This window comes from Aquirufa nivalisilvae, assembly GCF_004307455.1.
GTDB classification, from domain to species: Bacteria; Bacteroidota; Bacteroidia; order Cytophagales; family Spirosomataceae; genus Aquirufa; species Aquirufa nivalisilvae.
Map to the genome: position 1 here is coordinate 721487 of NZ_SEWX01000005.1, position 25076 is coordinate 746562.

Annotated in this window: 27 protein-coding genes and 1 tRNA gene; 16 read left to right on the forward strand and 12 right to left on the reverse strand. The window is 36.7% G+C overall.

Features of this window, described 5'->3' with window-relative positions; genetic code table 11:
- Positions 1-10: 10 nt before the first annotated feature.
- Together EWU22_RS10005 and EWU22_RS10010 are read right to left on the reverse strand one after the other, a co-directional pair.
- Positions 11-1207, reverse strand: a complete 1197-nt coding sequence (locus tag EWU22_RS10005) for a helix-turn-helix domain-containing protein (protein WP_130925411.1) — start codon at positions 1205-1207, stop codon at positions 11-13.
- A gap of 472 nt (positions 1208-1679) precedes the next feature.
- Positions 1680-1751 (reverse strand) — tRNA-Glu (locus tag EWU22_RS10010).
- A 128-nt stretch (positions 1752-1879) separates the two neighbouring features.
- Here EWU22_RS10010 and glgB point away from each other — a divergent pair.
- Positions 1880-3778, forward strand: coding sequence for a 1,4-alpha-glucan branching protein GlgB (glgB, locus tag EWU22_RS10015; protein ID WP_109323185.1), 1899 nt, complete (start codon positions 1880-1882; stop codon positions 3776-3778).
- A gap of 200 nt (positions 3779-3978) precedes the next feature.
- On the opposite strand, the gene EWU22_RS10020 is transcribed toward glgB, so the two are convergent.
- Positions 3979-4386, reverse strand: a complete 408-nt coding sequence (locus EWU22_RS10020; protein WP_109323186.1) for a DUF2721 domain-containing protein — start codon at positions 4384-4386, stop codon at positions 3979-3981.
- A 225-nt stretch (positions 4387-4611) separates the two neighbouring features.
- A complete protein-coding gene (gene pyrF, locus EWU22_RS10025) occupies positions 4612-5436 on the reverse strand; it encodes an orotidine-5'-phosphate decarboxylase (RefSeq protein ID WP_130925412.1) in 825 nt (274 codons plus the stop codon).
- Positions 5437-5549: 113 nt separating this feature from the next.
- Between pyrF and rfbC the strand changes: the two genes are divergently transcribed.
- From rfbC to EWU22_RS10040, 3 genes are read left to right on the forward strand one after another with little or no spacing between them, the layout of a single operon-like run.
- Positions 5550-6089: a dTDP-4-dehydrorhamnose 3,5-epimerase gene (rfbC, locus tag EWU22_RS10030; protein ID WP_109323188.1), complete on the forward strand. Its 540-nt coding sequence runs from the start codon at positions 5550-5552 to the stop codon at positions 6087-6089.
- Positions 6090-6122: 33 nt separating this feature from the next.
- A complete protein-coding gene (gene pyrR / locus EWU22_RS10035) occupies positions 6123-6662 on the forward strand; it encodes a bifunctional pyr operon transcriptional regulator/uracil phosphoribosyltransferase PyrR (protein ID WP_130925413.1) in 540 nt (179 codons plus the stop codon).
- 10 nt (positions 6663-6672) lie between these two features.
- Positions 6673-7590 carry an aspartate carbamoyltransferase catalytic subunit gene (locus tag EWU22_RS10040; protein ID WP_130925414.1) on the forward strand — a complete coding sequence of 306 codons (918 nt, stop codon included), beginning with the start codon at positions 6673-6675 and terminating at the stop codon, positions 7588-7590.
- Here EWU22_RS10040 and EWU22_RS10045 read toward each other — a convergent pair.
- The gene (locus tag EWU22_RS10045; protein WP_130925415.1) at positions 7570-8592 is read right to left on the reverse strand and encodes a glycosyltransferase family 9 protein; all 1023 of its coding nucleotides are present in this window, start codon (positions 8590-8592) and stop codon (positions 7570-7572) included. The genes EWU22_RS10040 and EWU22_RS10045 overlap by 21 nt on opposite strands.
- Before the next feature lie 66 nt (positions 8593-8658).
- On the opposite strand from EWU22_RS10045, the gene EWU22_RS10050 reads away from it, so the two are divergent.
- Genes EWU22_RS10050 through mtgA form a run of 3 tightly spaced genes read left to right on the forward strand, consistent with a single transcriptional unit; the run spans position 8659 to position 11871 of the window.
- On the forward strand, positions 8659-9888 hold the full coding sequence (locus tag EWU22_RS10050) for a M16 family metallopeptidase (protein WP_109323192.1): 1230 nt from the start codon (positions 8659-8661) through the stop codon (positions 9886-9888).
- A gap of 8 nt (positions 9889-9896) precedes the next feature.
- Positions 9897-11021: a radical SAM family heme chaperone HemW gene (hemW, locus tag EWU22_RS10055; RefSeq protein WP_130925416.1), complete on the forward strand. Its 1125-nt coding sequence runs from the start codon at positions 9897-9899 to the stop codon at positions 11019-11021.
- 55 nt (positions 11022-11076) lie between these two features.
- Positions 11077-11871 carry a monofunctional biosynthetic peptidoglycan transglycosylase gene (gene mtgA, locus EWU22_RS10060; protein WP_130925417.1) on the forward strand — a complete coding sequence of 265 codons (795 nt, stop codon included), beginning with the start codon at positions 11077-11079 and terminating at the stop codon, positions 11869-11871.
- 17 nt (positions 11872-11888) lie between these two features.
- Here the strand turns inward: mtgA and EWU22_RS10065 are convergent, their stop codons facing one another.
- On the reverse strand, positions 11889-12215 hold the full coding sequence (locus EWU22_RS10065) for an MGMT family protein (protein ID WP_130925418.1): 327 nt from the start codon (positions 12213-12215) through the stop codon (positions 11889-11891).
- A gap of 57 nt (positions 12216-12272) precedes the next feature.
- A complete protein-coding gene (locus EWU22_RS10070) occupies positions 12273-12848 on the reverse strand; it encodes a DUF3109 family protein (RefSeq protein WP_130925419.1) in 576 nt (191 codons plus the stop codon).
- A gap of 158 nt (positions 12849-13006) precedes the next feature.
- On the opposite strand from EWU22_RS10070, the gene EWU22_RS10075 reads away from it, so the two are divergent.
- Positions 13007-14581 (forward strand): LysM peptidoglycan-binding domain-containing protein, encoded by a 1575-nt coding sequence (locus EWU22_RS10075; RefSeq protein ID WP_130925420.1) that lies wholly within the window; start codon positions 13007-13009, stop codon positions 14579-14581.
- Here the strand turns inward: EWU22_RS10075 and EWU22_RS10080 are convergent.
- Both EWU22_RS10080 and EWU22_RS10085 read right to left on the reverse strand, forming a co-directional pair.
- Positions 14578-15219 (reverse strand): O-methyltransferase, encoded by a 642-nt coding sequence (locus EWU22_RS10080; protein ID WP_130925421.1) that lies wholly within the window; start codon positions 15217-15219, stop codon positions 14578-14580. The two genes, EWU22_RS10075 and EWU22_RS10080, sit on opposite strands and share 4 nt — an antisense overlap.
- A gap of 4 nt (positions 15220-15223) precedes the next feature.
- Positions 15224-15994: a class I SAM-dependent methyltransferase gene (locus EWU22_RS10085; protein WP_130925422.1), complete on the reverse strand. Its 771-nt coding sequence runs from the start codon at positions 15992-15994 to the stop codon at positions 15224-15226.
- A 111-nt stretch (positions 15995-16105) separates the two neighbouring features.
- Between EWU22_RS10085 and EWU22_RS10090 the strand changes: the two genes are divergently transcribed.
- The 4 genes from EWU22_RS10090 to rlmB all read left to right on the forward strand — a co-directional run bounded on the left by EWU22_RS10090 (position 16106) and on the right by rlmB (position 18511).
- Entirely contained in the window at positions 16106-16666 is a 561-nt protein-coding gene (locus EWU22_RS10090; RefSeq protein WP_130925423.1) for a hypothetical protein, read from the forward strand.
- A complete protein-coding gene (locus tag EWU22_RS10095) occupies positions 16659-16958 on the forward strand; it encodes a winged helix-turn-helix domain-containing protein (protein WP_130925424.1) in 300 nt (99 codons plus the stop codon). Before EWU22_RS10090 ends, EWU22_RS10095 begins: the two co-directional genes overlap by 8 nt.
- A 97-nt stretch (positions 16959-17055) precedes the next feature.
- The gene (locus EWU22_RS10100; protein WP_130925425.1) at positions 17056-17649 is read left to right on the forward strand and encodes an alpha-ketoglutarate-dependent dioxygenase AlkB family protein; all 594 of its coding nucleotides are present in this window, start codon (positions 17056-17058) and stop codon (positions 17647-17649) included.
- 70 nt (positions 17650-17719) lie between these two features.
- Complete coding sequence (gene rlmB / locus EWU22_RS10105; RefSeq protein WP_130925426.1) at positions 17720-18511, forward strand: 23S rRNA (guanosine(2251)-2'-O)-methyltransferase RlmB; 792 nt, start codon at positions 17720-17722, stop codon at positions 18509-18511.
- Here rlmB and EWU22_RS10110 read toward each other — a convergent pair whose 3' ends face one another.
- The gene (locus EWU22_RS10110) at positions 18512-19261 is read right to left on the reverse strand and encodes an SDR family NAD(P)-dependent oxidoreductase (RefSeq protein ID WP_130925427.1); all 750 of its coding nucleotides are present in this window, start codon (positions 19259-19261) and stop codon (positions 18512-18514) included.
- Positions 19262-19337: 76 nt separating this feature from the next.
- On the opposite strand from EWU22_RS10110, the gene pth reads away from it, so the two are divergent.
- Together pth and EWU22_RS10120 are read left to right on the forward strand one after the other, a co-directional pair.
- On the forward strand, positions 19338-19898 hold the full coding sequence (pth, locus tag EWU22_RS10115) for an aminoacyl-tRNA hydrolase (protein ID WP_130925428.1): 561 nt from the start codon (positions 19338-19340) through the stop codon (positions 19896-19898).
- A 249-nt stretch (positions 19899-20147) separates the two neighbouring features.
- Positions 20148-20624, forward strand: a complete 477-nt coding sequence (locus tag EWU22_RS10120) for a hypothetical protein (protein ID WP_130925429.1) — start codon at positions 20148-20150, stop codon at positions 20622-20624.
- Between the two features lie 237 nt (positions 20625-20861).
- Here EWU22_RS10120 and metG read toward each other — a convergent pair whose 3' ends face one another.
- The gene (gene metG, locus EWU22_RS10125; RefSeq protein ID WP_130925430.1) at positions 20862-22892 is read right to left on the reverse strand and encodes a methionine--tRNA ligase; all 2031 of its coding nucleotides are present in this window, start codon (positions 22890-22892) and stop codon (positions 20862-20864) included.
- A 141-nt stretch (positions 22893-23033) separates the two neighbouring features.
- Between metG and rpsU the strand changes: the two genes are divergently transcribed.
- Positions 23034-23228, forward strand: coding sequence for a 30S ribosomal protein S21 (rpsU, locus tag EWU22_RS10130; protein WP_109323208.1), 195 nt, complete (start codon positions 23034-23036; stop codon positions 23226-23228).
- Positions 23229-23264: 36 nt separating this feature from the next.
- On the forward strand, positions 23265-24143 hold the full coding sequence (locus tag EWU22_RS10135; RefSeq protein WP_130925431.1) for a tyrosine-type recombinase/integrase: 879 nt from the start codon (positions 23265-23267) through the stop codon (positions 24141-24143).
- Here EWU22_RS10135 and EWU22_RS10140 read toward each other — a convergent pair.
- Positions 24140-25075, reverse strand: a complete 936-nt coding sequence (locus EWU22_RS10140; protein ID WP_130925432.1) for a homoserine kinase — start codon at positions 25073-25075, stop codon at positions 24140-24142. The genes EWU22_RS10135 and EWU22_RS10140 overlap by 4 nt on opposite strands.
- Position 25076: the final 1 nt, after the last annotated feature.

A 25076-nucleotide genomic window follows, 5' to 3' on the forward strand; every position in this document is an offset into this window, starting at 1 on the left:
CTTAAAACTCTTATTTTTTTGGTTGTTGCATGATGTTTTCAAAATATTTACCTGGAGAAACACCCTTAATTTTTTTCACGGCAGAATTGAAACTTTGACGAGTTCCAAACCCTGATTCCATGGCGATTACCTCCAACTTATAATTTTTCCATTTCGGATTTTCTCGGCACTGTTCCTCTGCGTATTGAATTCTCCAAGTATTGACATAATCAGAAAATGACAGGTCCAATTCCATCTGAAGCGCCATTCGAATGATTCTAGGTTTAATTTTCAGATATCGACTAACTTCTGCCAAGGTGATTTCTGGTCGGAGAAATAATTGTTCCGTTTCAAAATATCGATTCAAGGTGAATAGTACATTTTTGTCACGAGATGACTTTTGATGGGCTTTCACTTGCTTGGTCGTCTCGATGGATTCTTTTTCGTTAAAACCCGCAGAATGTTGAAATACTAAACCTTTCAGCGTGGGCCCTTGTAACAATTTGGGGTTAAATAACATGAAAAGCATCATGGTAATATATTCGAGAACAAATACATAATCCATCCAGGTTAGCTCCAAATGCCTTTTTTTAGCAAAAACTAAATTGAAGCAATGCAAAATAATAACCACAAACTTCATGACCATGTCGCCTGATAACCAATAAACAATCAAGGAATTTTTTCTCAGGAACGACTGAGAAGTGGTTTTATAAAATTTATATAATTCATAGAGCGTCCAAAAGATATAGGCGATATAATAAATGGTCTTAACGAATAGATGGTCGCGCATGGAAATCCATCCGTAGATAGATTGCGTATTATAAAAGGTATTTTGTTGAAATACATGCTTAACTTCTTCCAATTTCAACTCCGCAGGAAGCATATAAAAAGGAATATATTCGATTACATGTAGAGCAAATGGAAGAAAATGTAACAGATAAATTAGCCTAAACTTCCGTTCTGGATAAAGTAAATAATGCTGAAAAAGATACCCGAGTGGCCCTAATAGATAGAAAAAAGGAGAAACGGTTCTGAAAAAATGTGGGTAATCATAGATACGACTAGGTTGAATAAAATACCCAGCATAGAGCTGATATGCTAATCCGATAAATTGAATACCAAGAAACTTTGTTGCAATTAATCCCTTTTTGAAGAACAAGGAAATTCCAAATGCAAAAAAGACAAAACTCAAATAGAACAAATAATCTACCGGTGACCAAGAATTCATGCTGACCAAATATTATTTACAATGGTATAAATAGTATGAAGGATAGAACCGGAGAAATGTAAACTTATAAATTAATCTTTAGAAATAGATTTAAAATGCGCTTAGACTTGGCATAAATTTATTAAACGTAATCAATTTAGGAGATGTATAATTAAATGAGTTAATTCTGAATCAAAACTAATACCCTTATATCTGATTATACTTTAATATCTATACCCTTTTTGAATGATTTCGAAGGGCAGTAAACTCTTAACATGGAGAATAAAATTACTTCACCAAGGTAAAATACAAAAAAATAGACGTGCTGACCTGAGGCATAGGAGTGAAAATTGGATATATCAGACTCTAAAAGATTGGAATTAATTGGATCAAAATTGACCGATAAAAGACTAAAACTGGAAGATGGGCGAGCCGAAATAAAACAAAAAACCCTGTAAATTATTCATTTACAGGGTCAATTTGTCTACCGAAGTAGTCCGTACGGGAATCGAACCCGTGTTTCATCCGTGAAAGGGACGTGTCCTAACCCCTAGACGAACGGACCAATTATTAATTTGGTGGCACAAAGGTAGAGCTTTCCTTTAAAAATTCAAATACTGCACGAAAAAAAAAAGCGAGTTTTAATCAATTTAATTTTATTATTTTAGCCTTTACATTGAAACCCACCCTCTTATGGCTATAGTTAAACCTCATTCTTTTTTTAGCGATTTTGATATTGCACTCTTTTTAAATGGTAAACACACCCGTTTATATGAGAAACTAGGTGCTTTTGAAATTGAATTAGAAGGTGAAGTAGGTACCTATTTCTCCGTTTGGGCTCCCAATGCCGAATCTGTTTTTGTCGTGGGAAATTTCAATTTCTGGGATTCAAGCGAACATGGATTGTATCCACGCTGGGATTCATCGGGAATCTGGGAAGGTTTTATCCCCAACATCAAAACTGGGGAAACGTATAAATACTGGATAAAAAGTAAAACGGGAGAAATTTTAGAAAAGTTAGACCCTATGGGCCTTTTCTGCGAAACTCCTCCTAAAACAGCCAGTATTGTTTGGAATACCTATAAAGAATGGAAAGATCAAACATGGATGCAAGAAAGAAGTCAAAAGAACTCCCTGAACGCACCTATGTCGATATACGAAGTACACCTTGGTTCTTGGCAAAAAACCTTAGAAAATGAATATCTAAGCTATGCTGACCTGAGCGACAAATTAGTTCAATATGTTAAAGACATGGGCTTTACTCATGTGGAGTTTATGCCCATCATGGAACATCCCTATGCGCCATCTTGGGGATATCAAATAACGGGATACTTTGCCCCTTCTTCTCGTTTTGGAGATCCTCAAGGATTTATGACTTTAGTAGAAAGATTCCATCAAGAAGGAATTGGTGTTATTCTGGACTGGGTTCCTTCCCATTTTCCAGGTGATGATCATGGACTTCGCAATTTTGATGGTGGCTGTTTATATGAGCATCCCGATCCAAAGCGTGGTTTCCATCCAGATTGGCAATCCTATATTTTTGATTATGGAAAAAATGAAGTACGAAGCTTCTTGCTGTCCAATGCTGCATTTTGGTTAGATCGTTACCACATCGATGGTTTACGGGTAGATGCTGTGGCTTCGATGCTCTATTTGGATTATTCTAGAAATGATGGAGAATGGGAAGCAAATGTATATGGAGGAAACCATAATTTAGAGGCCATTTCCTTTTTGCAAGAATTAAATATTCACATGTATGGTGAATTCCCAGATATTCAAATGATTGCTGAAGAGTCAACCAGTTTCCCTGGAGTGACTAAACCCGTATTTCAGGGAGGATTGGGCTTTGGTCAAAAATGGATGATGGGTTGGATGAATGATACGTTGAACTTCTTCCATAAGGATCCTATACACCGTAAATACCACTTAAATGATTTAACTTTTTCACTCATTTATGCCTTTACAGAAAATTTCTGTCTGCCTCTTTCTCATGATGAAGTAGTTTATGGCAAGAATTCCTTGCTAAATAAGATGCCAGGAGATGAGTGGCAAAAATTTGCTAATCTAAGGGTATTATTGAGTGAACAATTCACCCATCCAGGAAGTAAACTTCTGTTTATGGGTGGTGAATTTGGCCAAAAAGAAGAATGGAATCATAATCAATCCTTGGATTGGCATGAATTGGATAATTTCTATCATAAAGGAATCCAGTCGACCGTCAAAGCTTTAAATCAATTGTACCGTGATGAAGCTGCTTTGTACAGCAAGCAATTCTCCCATGAAGGATTTGAATGGATAGAATCAAACGACCAAGGAAATTCCGTCATTACTTACATCCGTAAAGGAGAAGTTGCCAAACAACAAGTCATAGTCATATTGAATCTAACTCCTGCACCAAGAGAAAATTATCGTATTGGGGTACCATTGCCAGGTGTTTGGAAGGTTCTTTTCAATTCGGATAAGAAAGAATTGGGAGGAAGTGATTATCCAATTTCAGGAGCAGTGATGACAGAAGCGATCAATTGGCAAGGAAAAGCTTTCTCTATTTCTTTGAATCTTCCTCCTATGGCTGCATTAATACTAAAGGCTTAGAAACAATAAAGACTCAGAAAAATTCCGAGCCTTTATTCAATCCGCCTAAGTAGTATTTTTAATGTTTGATTCTGTTTCAATACAATTTCATCTTATTAATCATTGAAATTGTACACAAAAATAGTATTAATATTCAATACTTGAAATAGCAACAAAAAATATTTTTAACTATTCGAATAAAAAATAAAAATAAATTTGGATTACTTTCGTTTGGCGATGATATCCTCCATATCGGACAGTTCTACCTCCAAAGCTTTTGTCGAAATTGTAATTTCCCAAGCGCTCAAACTCAAGGCTAAACTCATCCCAATGAGTCCAATTCCAAAAAACCATCGGGCAATGATTTCTTCATTCATGAAAAGAAGAAACATACAAATCACGCTTAACAGTAAGCTAAAAATAGCTATGATTTGCATCGACTGAATTAACTTCATCCGCAATCTCAGATTTTCAATTTGCTTGAAAATAGCATCTTCAGGATTCTTTTGAAACTTCACATGTAAATCTCGAATCAATGATGCCATCGACATAAATCGATTGGTAAATGCGATCATCAATAATGAGACTGTTGAAAACAATAATGCGGGGGTTGATATGCTAAGCTCCATAAGTGAATGTTAAATGGTGAGTGGTGAATGGTGAATGAGATATTGTGAATGCCTGAATGACGTTGACCGTTTTGGGGCACATAGAAATTTTTATTCCATTTAAACTGATATTCAAAACTTGAAACAAAAGAATTTAAAAACAAATTAAACAAATGATAATCAGCCTATTATAAATCAAAACATTAACCACTCACCATTTACAATTTACCATTCATAATTTATCATTTACTTCCGGTATTCATCCAAATACCGATCCATTTCTTCTTGAATCTTCTTGGCTTCACGGGCGGCAGAGACCGAAGTATCATCGCCAGCATAAATAATACCTCGGGAAGAATTAACCAATAATCCTACATTGGAATTCATGGCATATTTAGCCACATCTTCTAAACTTCCTCCTTGTGCTCCTACACCCGGAACTAAAAAGAAATTATCTGGGGCAATTTCCCTTACCTTTTGTAAAAAATCAGAGCGAGTTGCTCCAATGACAAACATTAAATGCTCTGGTGATCCCCACGACATGGCAGTACGCATCACTCGCTCATAAAGGGGCATATAATCTTCTGATTTAGTCATTTGAAAATCATGACTACCCACATTGGAAGTTAAGGCCAAAAGAATCACCCATTTATCATGATAAGTCAAAAATGGCTCAACCGAGTCGCGACCCATATAGGGCGCTACAGTAATGGAATCAAAATTCAATCCACTGCTGGCAGGGTCAAAAAATGTTTGAGCATATTTCAAGGCAGTATTCCCAATATCTCCCCTTTTGGCATCGGCAATGGTAAAAATATCATTCGGTATATACTCCATTGTTTTCTGCAAACTCTCCCAACCACGAGGTCCCATGGCCTCATAAAAAGCAATATTGGGCTTATACGCTACTGCATAAGTATGCGTCGCATCAATGACGGCTTGATTAAATGCAAAAATGGGGTCTTTCTCTTGACGGAATTTACTTGGAATCAGACTGAGATCTGAATCCAATCCTACACATAAAAATGACCGTTTTTGTTCAATTTGTTTGACTAATTCAGCTGAATTCATAGAGATTGGGAAAGGACATTGTTTAAATGCCGAAATATGAATAATTTTGGCGCAAATTAAGTTCTTTCCAAGCAATATCAAAAAAAGAGGAAAGCAATCACCATCTCGAATTTATGCAATTTATTAAACACCAACTCCCAGGAGTTATTGAATGTGTCCCAACCAAGTTTTTTGATGCTAGAGGCCATTTTTATGAGTCTTACAACCAAAAATTATTTGCTGCCAATGGTATATCAGAAAATTTCGTTCAAGATAATTATTCTTTTTCTACCCCAGGAGTACTAAGAGGTTTACACTTTCAAAAAAATCCTCATGGACAAGGGAAGCTGGTACGTTGCATGACAGGCAAAGTGATGGATGTCATTGTGGACTTAAGACAAGATTCCCCAACTTTCGGTCAACATGAAAAATTCCTTTTGGATGCCGATAAAGGAAATATGCTTTATGTTCCTGTGGGTTTTGCCCATGGATTTGTTGCACTAGAAGAAACCATTTTTGTATATAAATGTACTGATTTCTGGAATAAAGAAGCTGAATCAGGTATTCGTTGGAATGACCCTACCCTAGCCATTGATTGGGGCGTTGATCAACCCAATGTATCTGATAAAGATCAAATTTTGCCAGATTTTAATGCTGCCGAGCGAATCTTTTAAAATAGATACGCTAAAAATATTACCTTTGTAACAATGACTCGTAAGCTGATTTTATCAAGCCCATTATTAGAAATAACCATATCTAGGTTATGCCAAGAGCTCATTGAAAATCAAATTCAAGGCATTGAAACGGTAATTTTAGGCCTTCAGCCTAGAGGAATATACTTCGCCGAAAGAATTGCCAAAGAATTAAGCAAACATCTTCCTGAAGCACCCCAAATAGGTCAGTTAGATGCTACATTCTATCGAGATGATTTTAGAAGAAGAGATACCGTTGCTCCTAATAGCACGCATATCCCTTTTATCATTGAAAATAAACGGGTTATCTTAGTGGATGACGTGCTTGCAACAGGCCGTATGGTACGCGCAGCACTTGACGCCATGACTGCATTTGGTAGACCTGCTAAAGTAGAACTTTGCGTATTAATTGATCGAATTTACAACCGAGATTTGCCTATTAATGCTGACTATATTGGTAAAAGTGTAAATACACTTTCAACCGAAAAAGTACTGGTTGAATGGACCGAACAAGGCCATGAATCAGATAAAATTTGGTTAATCACTCATCCATGATGAAATAAATATGTTGAAATCGCCACATTTATTAGGAATAAAAGACCTGGATGCAGAATCCATTGACCTGATAGTAAAAACGGCCAAAGAATTTAAAGAGGTCCTAAACCGACCTATTAAAAAAGTGCCTTCTTTACGTGATGTGACCATTGCCAATGTGTTTTTCGAGAATTCTACTCGGACTCGTCTTTCCTTTGAGCTAGCAGAAAAAAGACTTTCTGCCGATACCATTAATTTCTCAGCTTCAGGAAGTTCCGTTAAAAAAGGAGAAACCTTACTAGATACGGTCAACAATATTTTGGCCATGAAGGTGGACATGATTGTCATGCGACATGCCAGCCCAGGTGCTCCACATTATTTATCCAAGCACATAAAAGCCAATATCATCAATGCAGGGGACGGTACACATGAGCACCCGACACAAGCATTGTTAGATACCTTTTCACTTAGAGAAAAACTGGGTGATTTAGCGGGCAAAAAAATAGCCATCATTGGTGACATCTTACACTCTCGAGTGGCCCTTTCCAATATTTATGCCTTGAAAAAACAAGGAGCCCAAGTTAGACTTTGTGGACCAAGCACTTTGATCCCTAAGCACATACAGAGTCTAGGCGTGGAAGTATCTCATGATGTGAAAGACACGCTAGCTTGGTGCGATGCTGCCAATGTCTTGAGAATTCAATTAGAACGTCAACAAATCAAGTATTTCCCTTCGCTTCGAGAATATGCCCAATTCTTTGGAATCACGAGAAAAATGCTGGATGAATTGCCAAAGGAAATTGTCTTGATGCACCCAGGCCCTATCAATCGAGGTGTGGAACTAAGTTCCGATGCCGCCGATTCTCCCCATTCCATCATCTTAGATCAAGTAGAAAATGGAGTCGCAGTAAGAATGGCCGTGCTGTATTTACTGGCTTCCCGCGCTTAAATATTCTTGATATGCCTGAAAAATGGCATTTGCCTCAATGCCTTCTCCGCAAGCATAATGTCCTAAAGGACAATTCTTTTTCCCGTGGTCACCACATGGTCTACAGGTTAATGCCGCTTTTGTTTCAACAATTCGATTCCAATCAGCTAGCGGTCCAAAGCCAAAAGATGGAACAGTAGAACAATAAACTGCGACAGTTGGTACATTTTCTGCCGAACAAATATGCATGGGACCTGAATCGTTCACAAAGCTCATCTTACTTTGCTGAAATATATAAGCTGAAGCCAATAAAGGATGCTTACCCGTTTCATTTAATATCACTCGATTACTTCCTTGAAATGCTTCGGCAATTTGATTGGATAAATCAATTTCTCCTGGCGAGCCCATCAACACAACCACTTGATCTTGAGGCAAGAGTTGAATAAATTCGATCCAAATTCGGATAGGTAAACGCTTGGTTTCCCAAACACTCCCTGGAGAAATACAGATGTATTCCTTCTTTCTCATTTCAGGCCCTAAACCTATATCTGCTGCTTTTAAACAAGGTCTATACACCTTCCCTCCTAACCAAGATTGGACTAAGGCTGTATTTCTTTCTACTTCATGAACCCCTGTCCCCCATTCATGTTTAACCTTCTCGGTAAAAAATAATGACAAAGGATTTTTATCAAAGCCAACAACTCGCTTGGCCCCAATATTTAAACTTAACAGTCCCATGCCAAAAAAACGTTGAATGACAAAAACTGCATCAAAATGCTCGGAGCTCAGATCATGACGTAATTCCAACCAAGAAGACCATTTTTTTGATTTATCGTAGGTCCAAACTCGTCGCAAGTTAGGATAAGGATAGGCCTTAAAAAGACTTTCATTTCCCTTTCTAACTAAAATGTGGATTTCTGTATCTGGAGATTCATTTCGAATCTTCTCTAATAAAGCAGTAGCTAATACAGCATCCCCTAAAAAAGCTGTTTGAATCAAAAGGACTTTGGAATGCTCAAGCATAGAAAAAAATGAATGAAATGGCCATAAAATTAGTTAAATTTGGGACATTTTTATCCAATTGACTACATGAATTCGATTCAAACCCGAACGCTTTCCAATGGCATTATCCTTGTCCACCGACAAGTTGTACATACAGAAATTTCGCATGTAGGCATCATGCTAGACATAGGTAGTCGAGATGAAAATGACTCCGAGCAAGGTCTGGCTCATTTTTGGGAGCACATGGCATTTAAAGGCACTCAAAAGAAAAATAATATACAGATTATCAATCGTTTAGAAATTATCGGAGGAGAATTAAATGCCTACACCACCAAAGAAAAGATTTGTTTTCATGCCTCCGTTTTAAGTCCCTATTATGAACGAGCTTTAGAATTATTAGCTGATATCACCTTTCATTCTACTTTCCCTCAAAAGGAATTAGAAAAGGAGCGCAGTGTCATTTTGGAAGAAATGTCCATGTATTATGATTCTCCAGAAGATGCTATTCAAGACGATTTCGACGAATTATTGTTCCCCAATCATTCTCTAGGAATGAATATTTTGGGAACGAATGAAACCGTTCAACGTTTTCAACAATCCGATTTGATTCAGTTCATTGAGAGAAATGTGGATACATCGCGCATCGTATTTTCATCCATCGGAAAATTACCTCATGATAAAGTTTTTGCTTGGGCAGAAAAACATTTGGGACATATTGAAGCAAAAAAACAACAGTTAAAACGCATTCAGCCAAGCTTAATGCTTCCTGAAAGAAAAGTCGTGAAAAGAGGCGTGACCCAATCTCACGTGGCATTAGGTAGGCAATCTTATGCCTTAGCTAATCCCAATCGGATGGCCTTTTTTACCTTGATAAATCTTTTAGGAGGACCAGGAATGAACTCCTTATTAAACGTTTCCGTCAGAGAAAGACATGGATTAGTCTATTCCATTGAAGCTAGCTTTACATCCTATATTGATTCCGGTTTTTGGGCTATTTACTTTGGTACAGAACCTAATCAAGTAAATAAATCCATCAAGTTAATTATGAGGGAGTTCGAAAAGCTTCAGCAAAAAGCTTTGTCAGGTCCTGCCTTGCAAAAAATCAAGTCGCAACTAAAAGGTCAATTAGCCATGGCAGAAGAAGGTAATTTAAACTTCATGCTTATGATGGCTAAAAACTTACTTGATCGAGAGAAAATTGAAAGTTTGGATGAATTATTCCTACAAATTGATGCCATTACTTCGGATAAGTTACAAACCTTAGCACAAGAGATGTTTGTGCCAGATCAGCTTAGTTACCTAATCTTTGAACCTTAAGGAATCCCTTGCATCTGTACCTACACATTCCCTTTTGTCGACAAGCATGCCACTACTGTGACTTTCACTTTTCGACGGTACTTTCTCAAAGAGAGGTGATGGTAAATGCTATGGTGCAGGAATTAGAAATACAAAAAGACTATTTAAGTAATAAGCAAATTGATACCATATATTTAGGAGGGGGTACTCCTTCTCTATTATCTGAATTTCAATTAAATCAGCTTTTTGATAAAATCAATCAACTATATTCAATCAACCCAGGTGCTGAAATTACCTTGGAAGCAAATCCCGAAGATTTGAGCAAGGAATATATCCAACAGGTAAAAAAAATTGGGATAAACCGATTAAGTGTTGGCATTCAGACATTTAATAATTCAAGTCTAAAACACCTACACCGAAACCACAGCAGCGAGCAATCGATAGAAGCGATAAAGAAGGCTCAAGATTTGGGCTTAAAAAACATGAGCATAGATATCATTTATGGCCTAAAGGACCATAATTTGTCTGATACAGAGTTTGACATTCAACAAGCTATTTCACTAAATGTTGATCATATATCAGCTTATAGTTTGACCATTGAGCCCAGAACCGTATTTGGAAAACAAAAAGATAAAGGCTTGCTCAAAGAAACACCAGATAATCAAATGGCTGCTCATTTTGAATTAAGTCACCAGCTATTACAATCTGCTGGTTTCGAAGCTTATGAAGTTTCCAATTTTGCCAAAAACAAGCGTTATTCCAAACACAATTCGAGCTATTGGAACCAAGAAGAATACCTAGGAATTGGTCCTTCTGCTCATAGTTTTAATTACCATAGCCGCCAATGGAATGTTGCTAATAACAAATCCTATTTATTAGCCATAGAGCAAGGGAACCCCTATTTTGAAGTAGAACATCTGAGTCCTGAAAATCGCATTAATGAATACATCATGACCCGATTAAGAACAATGTGGGGCCTGGATTTGGCATATTTGAAACAGTCAATCGAAGAAATAAACCAAAGCTTCCCGATCGTAGAAATTAATGAATGGAAAGAAAGACAATGGGCAAAAGAAATAGATGGATTTTTAATCTTAACAGAGTCAGGGAAACTCATTGCAGATAAATTGAGTAGTGATATTTTTCTAATTTAAACCTGCATTTCAATTAAGATTGTATTTTTGTAATCTGTAATACCTCAACATCTCAATGGCAAAAAGAATTGACTTAACGAAAGAAGCGCGCCTAGCCACAAAATCGTCTAAATTCGGAAAAGTTAATTCTAGTTCAAGTGCTAAATCTAGAAGTATCTTCAAAAAGTACCTCATTAAGTTGGCTTGGTTTGTTTTTTATGCATGGATTGCCTCATTGGTGATGATCGTTTTATTGAAATTTCTTCCCATATACTTTACTCCTACCATGGCTAGCCGTAAAATTGATGCGATCATGGAAGGCAAGCCTAGTAAAATTTATTCCAATTGGACTTCCTATTCAGAAATTGATAAAAACTGCGCTTTGGCAGTAATTGCATCTGAAGATCAGCTTTTCCCAGAGCATAATGGATTTGATTTTGAAGCCATGTGGGGTGCCATGCGCCATAATATGAAAGGGAAACGTATCAAAGGTGCGAGCACTATTTCTCAACAAGTTGCCAAAAATGTCTTCTTATGGCAAGGAAGAAGCTACCTTAGAAAAGGATTAGAGGCCTATTTTACCTTCATGATTGAATTAATCTGGGGCAAACAAAGAATACTAGAAGTCTATCTCAATGTGGCTGAAACTGGTAAAATGACCTTTGGAGTTGAAGCAGCATGTCGAAAGTTCTATGGTCATTCTGCCTCAGAGGTGAGTCGTGCCGAAGCTGCCAGAATAGCCGCCGTTTTACCCAATCCCATTCGTTTTTCCATTCAAAACCCATCAAACTACGTACAACGTAGAAGTAATACCATCCAACGACAAATGCGCATGCTTGGGGGTAAAAAATTTGTTAGTCAGATTGATTAATAGCCGAAATCCATTGGTTATAACTCAGAACTAGGATCCCAAAAATGTAGGTGAAAATTCACAATTTTGTCATCTTTCACCTGAATTCCTTCCGCTTCCAAAAGTTCTTGCATCCGATTCCCTCCAAAGAAATTTTTACCGGTTAATAAACCATTTCGATTCACCACACGATGAGCAGGAACATTTTCCAATGTGTGGGAAGCATTCATAGCCCAACCCACCATTCTTGCGCCACCCTTCATCCCTAAATATGCTGCTATAGCTCCATAGGAAGTCACTTTTCCTTGGGGAATCAGTTGAACAACTTGATAAATTGCATCAAAGGAATTGAGATTGGCAGCCATTTTTAACACATTAACTTATACACGATCAATTATAACTTGTAATTGATAACTCAAAATTTACTTCTCTTCTTTCCTCTCCTCTATTTCTTTCTCCAACTCACTGTACCATTTCTCACCAAATTTACGGATTAAGGGTTCTTTCAAGAATTTATAAATCGGTACTCCTAATTGTTTACCATGAGAACAAGCATCAGAACAGATGCTCCAGCGATCATAATTTAATGCCTGATACTCTGCTAATTTAGCAATTCGAATGGGGTATAAATGACAAGAAATAGGTTTTCTAAAGTCAATCTTTCCATCAAAAAAAGCTTGTTCAATACCACACTTCAGGTATTTTTTATCATCGTAAATGGCATACACACATTCTCTTCCTTCAATAACTGGCGTTGAAAAATCGCCATCCTCATCTTTGACCCATGTCCCTACTTTTTCAATGACAGCTTTACCTTCCTCCGATAAATAAGGAGCTATTTGCTCCTGAATACTTTCTATTATAGCCAGTTCATCTTCTTCTAAGGGTGCTCCTAAATCACCTTCCACGCAGCATGCACCTTTACACTTACTTAAATCACATACAAAAAATTCATCGGCTACATCTTCACTGATAACGGTATCGTCAATTAAAATCATTTTTTTCTATTTTTCACAAAGGTAAAGATATTCGCAAGCTCTTAAAACAAAAGGAGAATTAGCAATAATCCTATTTTAAAACCGTTAAATGAGAATATTTGGTAATTTTACATAAAATAGGCTTTAAAAGCTCTCATTGCTTTGTTATCCCATTACGTATGAATCAAAAAAAGCTACTATTTCTTTTTTTGTTGTTTGTAAGCTGTTCATTAATCTCTGTACATGCTATCACACGTCCTGACACCTTAAGTCTGGGCAATTTACGTGTGGCTATCCATCCTTCTGCCAAACCCATTTTAGAAAAAGAATGGGCCATGCTTGGCGCCAACAAGAAATTTGTTGGGATGATGAAAGAGAAAATGCGGCTATTTTTTCCATTGATTGAGCCCATTTTGAAAGAGGGTAATATACCCGATGATTTTAAATACTTATGCGTTCAAGAAAGTTCATTGAACCCCAATGCCGTTTCTACTTCCAATGCCGTAGGTTATTGGCAATTTAAATTAGAAACAGCCAAGGACGTTGGCTTAAAAGTGAATAAAGAAGTAGACGAAAGGCGCCACATAATGGAAGCTACCAAGGGAGCTGTCAATTACTTGAGTCGAAATAATACCGTATTAGATAACTGGTTAAGCACCTTGCTTTCCTACCGATTAGGGTTAGGCACCTTAAAAAAAATGCCTTTAGCAACAGACTGGCTCGGAAAATCCCTGATTGAGGTTGATTCAAGTACCGACTGGTACGTGTTACGTTTTTTAGCCTACAAACATTTTTGGGAAACAGAATTACAATTGAATTCTCAAGAAGTAGCCACTGATTCTCCTAGCATGATCACCTATAAACAGGTAAAAGGCAAAAACCTGATGGAATTATCTGATGAATGGAAAGTTAGTTACGATGATTTGAAAAAATACAATTCTTGGGTATTAAAGGACTGGGTGCCCGATGATAAGGAATATACACTGTATCATCCCTCCAATATTTCTATTTTTGAATCCAAAGGAAATGTAAGTTTAGCCGCTCAAAGCTCCGCTCTAATAGCCTCGAATGACACCAATAAACTATATGTGGAAACAGAAATTCCACAAGAAGCATTATACCCAAAGAAAAAACATAAACCCATTTTAAGCGATAAAGTAGAAACTCGTTTTCATACCGTTGAATCTGGCGAAAGTCTAAGTTCCATTGCGCGCAAATTTGAAATGAAATTGCCCGAATTATTAAAACTGAACGATTTAGAAATGAGCTCAGTAATTAGTTTAGGTCAAAAAATCAAAATAGTTCGCAAAATACCTATGCTGGAATTAATTGCAGAGCAATTGGATGAAAAAGCAAAAAAAGCCCCTGTTAAAGTCGTTGAATCTAAAGAGAAACAAGAAGAAGCTATCGTTGAAGAACCTAAAGTAACGATCAAAAGTACAGGGAGTTCGATTTACATTGACCCTGCCGTAAGTAGAGAAATTACGATCCGATCGGATGCTCCCGAAAAAGAAAAAAAATCTGAAGTGAAAGTAATGGAGGAGACCCCAAAAACTTCACTCGTAAAAACCCTTGCAACAGTAGAAACTAAAACGACACCTGCTAGCCCCAAATTTCATCAAGTGAAAGCCGGAGAAACATTATTTAGAATTGCTTCTCAATACGGCATAAGTGTTCAAAAGTTATCCGATTGGAATAAATTAGGCAAAAAACCAACGATTCAAGTAGGTCAAAAATTGAAAATTCAGCCTTAACTTTTCTTTTTAAGAATTAAAAGACCATCTCTTAAAGGAAGTAGTAGATTTTCTACTCGTGGATCATCTAAACATTTTTGATTAAAATCTCTCAATGCTTGAGTCGATTTATCTTTGGCTGATTCATCGACTACCTTTCCACTCCAAAGGACATTATCTACGATGATTAAACCTCCTTTTCTTACCTTATCCACGACAAGATCAAAATATAAGGTATAGTTACGTTTATCTGCATCAATAAAGACTAAATCTATTTCTTCTTGGATCTTTGGAATTTCATCTTTGGCGTCAGCAATTCGGTAATCTATTTGTGAGCTTAGCTGAGATTTTTCTAAGAAAGACCGAGTAAAGCGCTCCAATTCTTCATTGACATCTATGGTAATTAATTTACCAGAGGGCGCTAAGCCTTCTGCTAAGCAAAGAGCTGAATAACCTGTGTAAGTGCCAATTTCTAGGATTAAATTAGGTTGAAGTAAGGAAGAGATGAGCGCCAAAAATCGTCCTTGTAAATGCCCAGATAACATCCTAGGTTGTAAGACTTGTGCGTGAGTCTCACGATCTAGGCGCTTCAACAAATCACTTTCAGGCTCAGTAAATGCCCTAGAATAAGCATCAATAGCTGGATCTATGAATTCCATGGTACTATTTTATACCGGTGTAAAAGAAATCAAAAGACGTATCTGGAGTCTGATTTAACGAATAATCATCCACTTGAATGGAATCTACTAGTTGATTATTAGCTTTAGAAACAATCAAACGACTCATCCGATTAGCAATATCATATGGAACTTGTAACCAGGTTCTTGGCAATCTGTATTGAAGGTTTAAAAAATCAAATCGAGTAATTTTTTGAACCGATTTTTTATTCTCTTCATAATAAGCCATCACTTTATCATTTCCATGAATCCCTTCTGTAATTACCGTAGAAAAATGTTTTTCCATCAATTTTTGGAGACTGATGGCATCATACTCTCTTACATGCCAAGGGTTACGTGTTAAAGAGAATTTCTTATTAACTGTAGTTAAATATAATTTACCACCTGGTTTTAATACCCTAGCTGCTTCTTGAAGGAAAAAGTCATCGTTTTCGATATGTTCAATCACTTGAAAAGTTACCACAAAATCATAATGATTGGATGGCAAATCTTTTAAAGGAGGCAAAAACATGTCAATAAAGGTAAATGAAGGATATTTTTGGCTTAACTCCTGCATCAATTCTGTATTCTTATCTACCCCAGTATAATTACTGACTTGCGGCGCTAATACACCTACTCCCCTACCAGTACCACATCCAATCTCCAATACATCTCCGGATACTAATTGACTTACATGTAAATAAGGAAATAATAGACGTTGGTGAATCGGATTATCCGATGCAATCTCAGAGGAGGCAATTTCAGTAGTTTTATACATATTCATGAATTTGATTACAAAGGTAGGAATATTCAAATAAATATTTTTTTCTAAATAATTTGGTTTGCATTGCAAACTACATTAATATTGCAAACACTAAACCACTAAAACATGTCAGAAACTATACTTACACCTCATGAAAGTCTCGCAATAATCCAAAAAGTAGTCAACTCTACTCGTCAAGATTATCACATTCAACGAAAATTTTACATCCTCTGGGGAATATTAATTGCAGTAGCTAGTTTCACTCAATATGCCATTTTAAACAACTATATTTCATTAGCTTGGTATTTTCCTTGGATTTTTTTCCCAAGCATAGGACTAATTCTGAGCTTATTTTGGGGAATTTCAGGTAAAAAGACCACTTTAAGTTATTACAATCATTTTGTACTAACCATGTGGTTTACGCTGTATATCGCCATGGGAATCTCTCTTTACATTTCCCTATTCTATCAGAACAGTCCATTCCCATCTATATTAGTCTGCGTTGGAATTGGTACTAGTATATCTGGTTTCATGATGAAAAACCGATTATTCATTCTATGTGGCATCCTATTTGGAATAGGGGCCATCTACTGCTTATACCTACCCTTTCAGCAACAATTACTGCTCAATGGCGCTTGTATGCTCATAGGCAATGTCATGCCAAATCTAATTTCTCAACATGTTTAATGAATTAGACCCTATATTAAATTCACCTGTACGACTAGCGGTCATGTCGATTTTACTTACAGTAAAGCATGCCCAATTCAATGATCTATTAAAGGAAACACAAACTACCCAAGGTAATTTAAGTCATCAATTAAAAAAACTACATGAGGCAGGATACGTCCAAATACAGAAAACATTCAAAAATAATTATCCCTTAACCATCATACACATATCAGAAACTGGAAAAAAAGCATTTGAAGTTTATGTAGAAAACATTAAAACTTATCTCCATTTAAATGAAAATAATACCTAACCATAAAATAAGCCGATTCATTTGATTTAATTTCGGGCATGTAATTTGATCCTGACTCCTAATAGGAGTCAGGATTTTTAATTAGCTTAGTTTTGCCATGCAAGCATTAGAAAACATACAAAATTTACTTCCTTTTGATGGAGAATTATATTCTTATGGCAAAATCTATAGTGAAGTTCAGGCTAATGCCAACTTAAATAACTTATTACAGAGTATAGCTTGGGAACATGATCAAGTTAGAATATTTGGAAAAACCCATATTACCGCTCGAAAAGTAGCTTGGTATGGAGATCAAGGTAGGACATATCAGTACTCAGGAAGTGTCAAACATGCTCATACTTGGACTCCACTCCTTTGGGAGATCAAATCCCAAGTGGAAGAAATTTGTCAGGCTACATACAATGCTTGTTTATTGAATTTGTATCATGATGGAAATGAAGGCATGGGCTGGCATGCAGATAATGAAAGGTCCATTGTGCGACATTCAAGCATTGCCTCTTTAAGTTTAGGTTGCCGAAGAAGATTCGATTTAAAACATCTCGCCACAGGTGAAAAAAGAAGTTTGGATTTAGAAAATGGGCAATTAATCAATATGAAGGGGGCAATTCAAGAACATTGGAAACATGCTCTTGCCAAATCAAAAAAGGTAACAGATCTGCGAATCAACCTTACTTTTCGATGCATGATTTAGCTCCAGATAAGGATTTTAAAGAAAAATGAAAAAAAATCCCGACCTTTGCAGGACATTATAGCTATTCAACGTGTCATTCGATCAAGATCCCAAGCCTTTTAAGAAGCCATTTAGGCATTTTACAACCCCAAAAACAGATAATAAAGAATTTGTATTTGGAATTCAGTCTGTTTTAGAAACGCTTCGTGCTGGAAAGGAAATTGACCGCCTTCTAGTTCAAAGGGAATTAGGAAGTATTGAGATTTTAGAATTAGCCAAAGAAAAAGGCATTCAGGTACAGAAAGTACCAATTGAAAAGCTTAATCGCATTACTCGTAAAAATCACCAAGGTGCCATTGCTTTCGTTTCTGCCATTCATTATGCCAAGATCGAAAATATCATTGCAGATACATTTGAGAAAGGTCAAACTCCTTTAATTCTAATTTTAGATCGAATCACTGACGTAAGAAATTTTGGAGCTATAGCACGTACTGCAGAATGCGCTGGCGTACATGCCATCGTGATTCCTTCTCGTGGAGCTGCTCAGATTAATGCAGATGCCATGAAAACATCATCTGGGGCATTAAATTTTTTACCGGTTTGTCGGGAAGAAAACCTAATCAGCACGATTGAATACTTACAAAATGCTGGTTTAAAAGTAATTGCCTGTACAGAAAAAACCAAAGATTCCGTTTATTCTAAGGACTTTAAAGAACCTACTGCCATCGTTCTAGGTTCGGAAGAAGATGGAATCTCAGATGAGATTATCCGAAAGTCTGATGAACTAGCTGCAATTCCTCAAACGGGACAAGTAGGCTCTCTCAACGTATCAGTTGCCGCAGGTGTCATCATCTACGAAGCTTTACGTCAAAGAATAGACTAATTACAACACTTTCTTGATTTGTGTAGCTGAAGCTTGTGCACTTGGTAAAATTGTCACGTCCGCTAAATTCACATGGGCTGGACAAGCTACCATATAGGCAATCAAGCTAGCTATATCCGAAGCTTCCAATGGTGTAAAACCTTGATAAACAGATGCTGCCCTTGGTAAATCACCTTTAAAACGTACTGCTGAAAACTCTGTATTAACTGCTCCTGGAGCAATGTTGGATACTTTGATATTAAAAGGATTGAGGTCAATACGCATACCTTGCGATAAAGCTTCTACCGCCGCTTTGGAAGCACAATACACATTCCCATTAGCATAAGTTTGCTTACCAGCAATAGAAGACATATTAATAATATGCCCTTGCTCTCTCCGTATCATTTCTGGTATAACCATTTTAGATACATACAATAAGCCATTAACATTCCCATGAATCATGGCATCCCAGTCTTCTAAGTCACCATCTTGTATAGGAGCAAGTCCATGGGCATTTCCGGCATTATTAACCAGCACATCAATGTTTTTCCATTCAATTGGCAAACTTTGAAAAGCTTGCTCTACTTCAGTCCAATTTCGAACATCAAAAGTTAATATATAACTAGGTAATGATATGGATTGCTGCAATTCTTCTAATCGTTCACGTCGTCTACCGCAAAGAATTAAATGAAACCCTAAGTCAGCTAAAGCTTTAGAAGTTGCTAAACCAATTCCTGAACTGGCCCCTGTAATACAAGCAATTTTATTCATATCAAATTTTTCTACTAAGTTAAGGTCAAAGCTGTCTTCTAAAAAATTTGCTTGTACTTTTGTCAAAAATTGACTTATGAATTATCTGATTGTAGGATTAGGCAACATTGGCCCTGAATATCTTTTTACTCGCCATAATATAGGATTTATGGCATTGGATTATGTAGCCAAACTAAAAGATTTGAAATTCTCACCCGATAGATATGCTAGCCAGTGTTCTTATAAATTAAAAGGTCATCAAATTCACCTCATCAAGCCCAACACCTACATGAATCTAAGTGGTAAGGCCGTGAATTATTGGATGCAACATCTCAAAGTGCCAAAAGAAAACGTATTAATCCTTGTAGATGACCTGGCATTACCCTTTGAAACACTTCGTTTAAAGCCTAAAGGTTCCAGTGGTGGCCATAATGGTTTAAAAAGTATTGAGGCAAGCCTACAAAGTAGTGAATACCCTAGGCTAAGAATGGGTATTGGCGACAATTTTCCCAAAGGTCGACAAGCCGAATATGTACTTAGTAACTTTTCCGAAGAAGAATTAGGACTAATTCCAGAGGTCTTAGAGAGGTCCATCCCATTCATTGAAACATTTTGCTTGGAAGGCATCCAACAAACAATGAATAAATACAATCAGTAATTGTACTTTTTAAAGAATTTTTGAATTATTCCTAAATTTTCAAATTAGAATTATCAAAATGTATCAATAAGTATTGCCAAATATTATTCCGAATAAATATAAAAAACATATAAAATATTCTGATTTTTTAGCCTAAAAACAAATTTTTAGAATTTTTATATTACAAATTGTCTAAATTCAAGTTTTGCTATATCGAAAAAATACAATAATTTTGTATTGTTGATTTAGGAAATAAATATAACAAAACTTATGAAAAAGAATTTATTAGTGATTAGCTGTTTAGTTGGACTAAGCCTAATCGGAGCGGAAACAAAAGCAAGCGGTACAAATCGTAGCAACGAAACGTCGACAAGTAATTTGTCTATCAAGAAAGAAACTTTATCTGAAGTAATTCAGAGTTTTATAAAGAAAGATCACAACGCAACTAAGCCATCTGCGGCCAGCTTAACTATCTCTATATTAGAAGATTATCAAAATGGAAAAGCAGAATACTTAAATGCAAGTAAACAAGATAAAATCACGTTCAACCAAACTATCCAGACAATTTCCCGCCAAGCGCAAAATTTCTCGGATGAAAAATCGTTAAACTGGATGAAAGAGATTAACAAATCGGCAAAAGCCATCAATACTATCTGGGCAATTTTAGGTCAAGAACCGGTAATCGATTCAAAATTAGATTTGGAATCGGAACAAAACGCAGAATTAGTTGTTGTATTCAAAAATTAGATTGTAAGTAGTTTTCATAGTTAAATAGGTTTAGAGGTAATAAAAAAAGGTGTTGTTGATAACGACACCTTTTTTATTTAATCTAAATGATACAATAATTTTTTTTGCATTAATCTTATATTATTCTAAGAAATCATATATATTTGTATAAATTTTCATAGTTAAATAGGTTTAGAGGTTAAATAAATAAGGCCAGAAGCATCTTCTGACCTTATTTTTATGCCTAAAATGCCCTAATTAACTCACTGTGGCACCATTCCAAATTCCTGATTCAGGTTCAATAAAGGACAATTTTCCATCTTGACCCTCGGCCATCAGAATCATTCCTTCGCTTTCCAAGCCCATCATTTTACGAGGAGCCAAATTGGCTAAGAATGTTACCTTACGCCCAAGCACTTCTTCCACTTGAAAATGCTCCGCAATTCCACTCAAAATAGTACGTTGACGTAAACCATCATCAACAGTCAACTTCAACAACTTCTTACTTTTCTCCATCTTTTCAGCCGCAATTATCTGACCAATTCGGATATCCATCTTGGCAAAACTCTCAAAATCAACAGTTTCTTTGATGGGATTAGGTTGTTTAGATTGCAATAACATCTGTTGCTTCGTTTGCTGTAATTTATCTACTTGCTTTTGAATGACATCATCCTCCAATTTTTCAAACAATAAACCCGGATTTTTCAATACCGTCCCCACCGGTATACTTTCAAAATCTCCTAACAAAGCCCAATCTGCCTTTTCTATTCCCAATGCATTTCTCAATTTTTGCGTTGTAAATGGCAAAAATGGCTCCAAAGCAATGCTAACATGAGAAACTAATTGAATGGCAAAATTCAATACATGACCCGCCTTTTCAGGACTTTCCTTCATCAACTTCCAAGGTTCCGATTCAGCCAAATATTTATTTCCTAATCGAGCTACTTCCATAGCATACACCAATGCATCTCTAAATTTATACCCCTCTAAAGCAGCTGCTAATTTTTCTGGTATTTCACTTACCGCTTTCTTTAACTCAATTTCAAGGATGGTATCTTCTAATTTTGCAGGCACTTTTGATTCAAAATTCTTATCCAAAAGCACAAATGCTCGATTGACAAAATTGCCTAAAATGGCTACCAATTCAGAATTATTTTTCGTCTGAAAATCGGCCCAAGTAAAATCTGCATCCTTCGTTTCAGGGCTTGAAGCCGTTAAGGCATAGCGTAAAACATCCTGTTTACCTGGAAATTCTTGCAAATATTCATGTAACCAAACCGCCCAATTTCTAGAAGTCGAAATTTTATCCCCCTCTAAATTCATAAATTCATTCGCAGGAACTTGATCAGCTAATTGATATTCTCCATGAGCCATGCACATAGCTGGAAAAATCAAGCAGTGAAACACAATATTATCCTTACCTATAAAATGAACGATTCTGCTTTCTTTATCTTTCCAGTATTTCTCCCAATCGGGACGTAATTGACTGGTCATAGAAATATAACCAATGGGAGCATCAAACCACACATACAACACCTTTCCATCGTTCCCTTCAATCGGCACAGGAACTCCCCAAGATAAATCACGTGTCATCGCACGGGGCTTTAAGCCATCATTTAACCAAGATTTAACCTGACCAGCTACATTGGGCTTCCAATCAGCATGAGAAGCCACATATTTCTCTAGTTCTGGTTGCCATTGATCTAAAGGCAAAAACCAGTTTTTTGTAGGACGCAAAGACGGTGCAGAACCACTTAAAGTGGATTTAGGATTAATCAACTCATTGGGAGACAAAGTTGTACCACATTTCTCACATTGATCTCCATAAGCCCCTGGCTGATGACAACTAGGACACTCTCCTACGATATAACGATCAGCTAAAAACTGACCAGCTTCTTCGTCGTAAAACTGCTCTGTTACTTCTTCAATAAACTTACCTTCTTGGTATAATTTCAAAAAGAATTCCTGAGATAGTTTGTGATGAACAGGATCAGACGTCCTTCCATATATATCAAATGAAATCCCAAATTCCTCAAATGATTGCTTAATCTCTTTGTAATAATAATCCACTACCTCTTGTGGAGTTTTTCCCTCTTTTTGAGCCTTGATGGTGATAGGCACACCATGTTCATCTGTTCCAGAAACAAAAATAACGTCTCTATTTTGAAGTCTTAAAAAACGAACATAGATATCGGCAGGTAAATAACATCCAGCCAAATGACCGATATGAATAGGCCCATTGGCATAAATTAAAGCTGCAGTAACAGTGGTTCGTTTAAACTCTGACATATCTCTTGTTAAAATGAAATACAAATTTAGCTAAAAAACAGCATTTGGAACTCGAATAAATCTCTTAAAATCTTGAATTAAGGTTTGCATGTAAAAAAACAAAGAGTTATATTTGCGGACATTTTAAAAATCATTACGTACATGTTAATAATTTCAATCAAAGAAAACGAGTCAATAGACAAAGCATTAAAGCGATTCAAAAAGAAATTCGAGAAGACGGGTGTAGTTAAAGAATTGCGTAGAAGATCTGCTTTCGAAAAACCATCTATCGCTCGCCGTACTGAATTGATTCGTGCGTCTTACAAGCAAAAAACTTACGGGAATATCAATAACTAATTCCCCTAATTTCTAATAATTGACTACTTTCGAGTGATGAATTCGGACGTAGTCAATTTTTTTTTAGAGCACTTATCCGTGGAGCGGCGCTGCAGTCCGCACACGATTACCTCCTATGCGACTGATTTAAACCAGTTTAGCCTCTTTCTAAAAGAGCAGCATGACTCCCTCCCATTAACCCAAGTGTCGTCCAGTCAAATCCGACTTTGGATGGTTTATTTGTCAGAAAATTCCATTGAAAATCGTAGTATTAATCGAAAATTAGCTAGTCTACGTACTTTTTATAAATTTTTACTGCAAAAAGACCGAATCCAGGAAAATCCCCTTTTACCCATTCGAACCGTTAAAACTAGGAAAAAACTTCCTCAGTTTCTACGAGAAAGTGAAATGGCCGAAAACCCCAGAATGGATGAAACAAATCAAGACTTCGCTACCATCAGAGATCATTTGATTTTATACTTATTGTATGGAACAGGCATGCGCTTGGCAGAACTTATTTCACTTCAAAAAAGTCATATTAATCAAGCACAAGGAACATTGCGTGTATTGGGGAAAAGAAATAAAGAAAGAATTATACCCATCCCTTCATTTCTGCTACAACTCATTCAGCAATATTTGACATTATGCCCATTTGATAGTCCACATTTAATCGTAGACAATAAAGGAAAGCCTGTTTACCCCATGATGGTCCAAAGGCTCGTTAAAAAACAGTTGGGAGAGATTAGTACCTTAGAGAAACTTTCTCCTCATGTGCTACGACATACCTATGCCACTCATTTATTGAACAATGGAGCTGATTTAAATGCGATTAAGGAGCTTCTTGGGCATGCCAACTTAGCAGCCACTCAAGTGTATACCCATAATTCCATGGAAAAAATCAAGGAAATTTACGCACAAGCTCACCCAAAAGCCTAATTAGGCAATATCATAGGGCCTTGTTGATTTATTGGCGAAACGAAAATATCCGACCCAATTCCGACTAGTGCAAACTGATCGCGCATAGCTTCTGCCACTTGCTGAGCCGTTTCCTCTCCTTTGGATAATGCAAACAAGGACGGTCCAGAACCCGAAATAGAGCAACCTAAAGCTCCTGCCTGCAAGGCAGCTGCTTTTACTTCCGCAAATTGAGGAATTAAAATGGCTCGAGAAGGCTCAATAATCACATCCACCAAGGAACGACCAATCAAGGAATAATCAGGCAGCATTAATCCTGCGACTAAACCTGCCACATTTCCCATTTGGGTAATCGTTGTTGATAATGAAATCTCTTTATCTAAAATACCACGTGCATCCTTGGTATTTACTTCAATGTGCGGATGCACAATACTAGCATATAAATCAAGGGGAGTAGCAATTTGAACAATATCCAAGGGATCATAACTTCGAATGATGATGAATCCCCCCAATAAACTTGGTCCTACATTATCAGCATGAGCAGAACCGCAAGCTACCCGTTCTCCCTCCATGGCAAAAGGAAGAAGTTCCTTTTGAGTCAAAGGCTTACCCATCAATTCATTGGCAGCAAAAACACCTGCTACAGCAGAAGCAGCCGATGATCCTAATCCTGAACCTAAAGGCATATCTTTATGCAAGGACAAATTAAACCCTTGGTCTTCTCTTCCTATATGCGCTAGGTATTTTTGAATGGCAATACCAGCCGTATTTTTAGCTACTTCCTTGGGTAATCGACCATCATCTCCTGTAATTTCAATGATGCTAATTCCTGGTTCAGTTCTTTTTTCTAATACAATTTCATCCCCTGGTCGGTTGACCGCAAAACCAAATATATCAAATCCACAAGCTACATTAGCTACTGTTGCAGGGGCATAAACACGTATCTTTTCCATA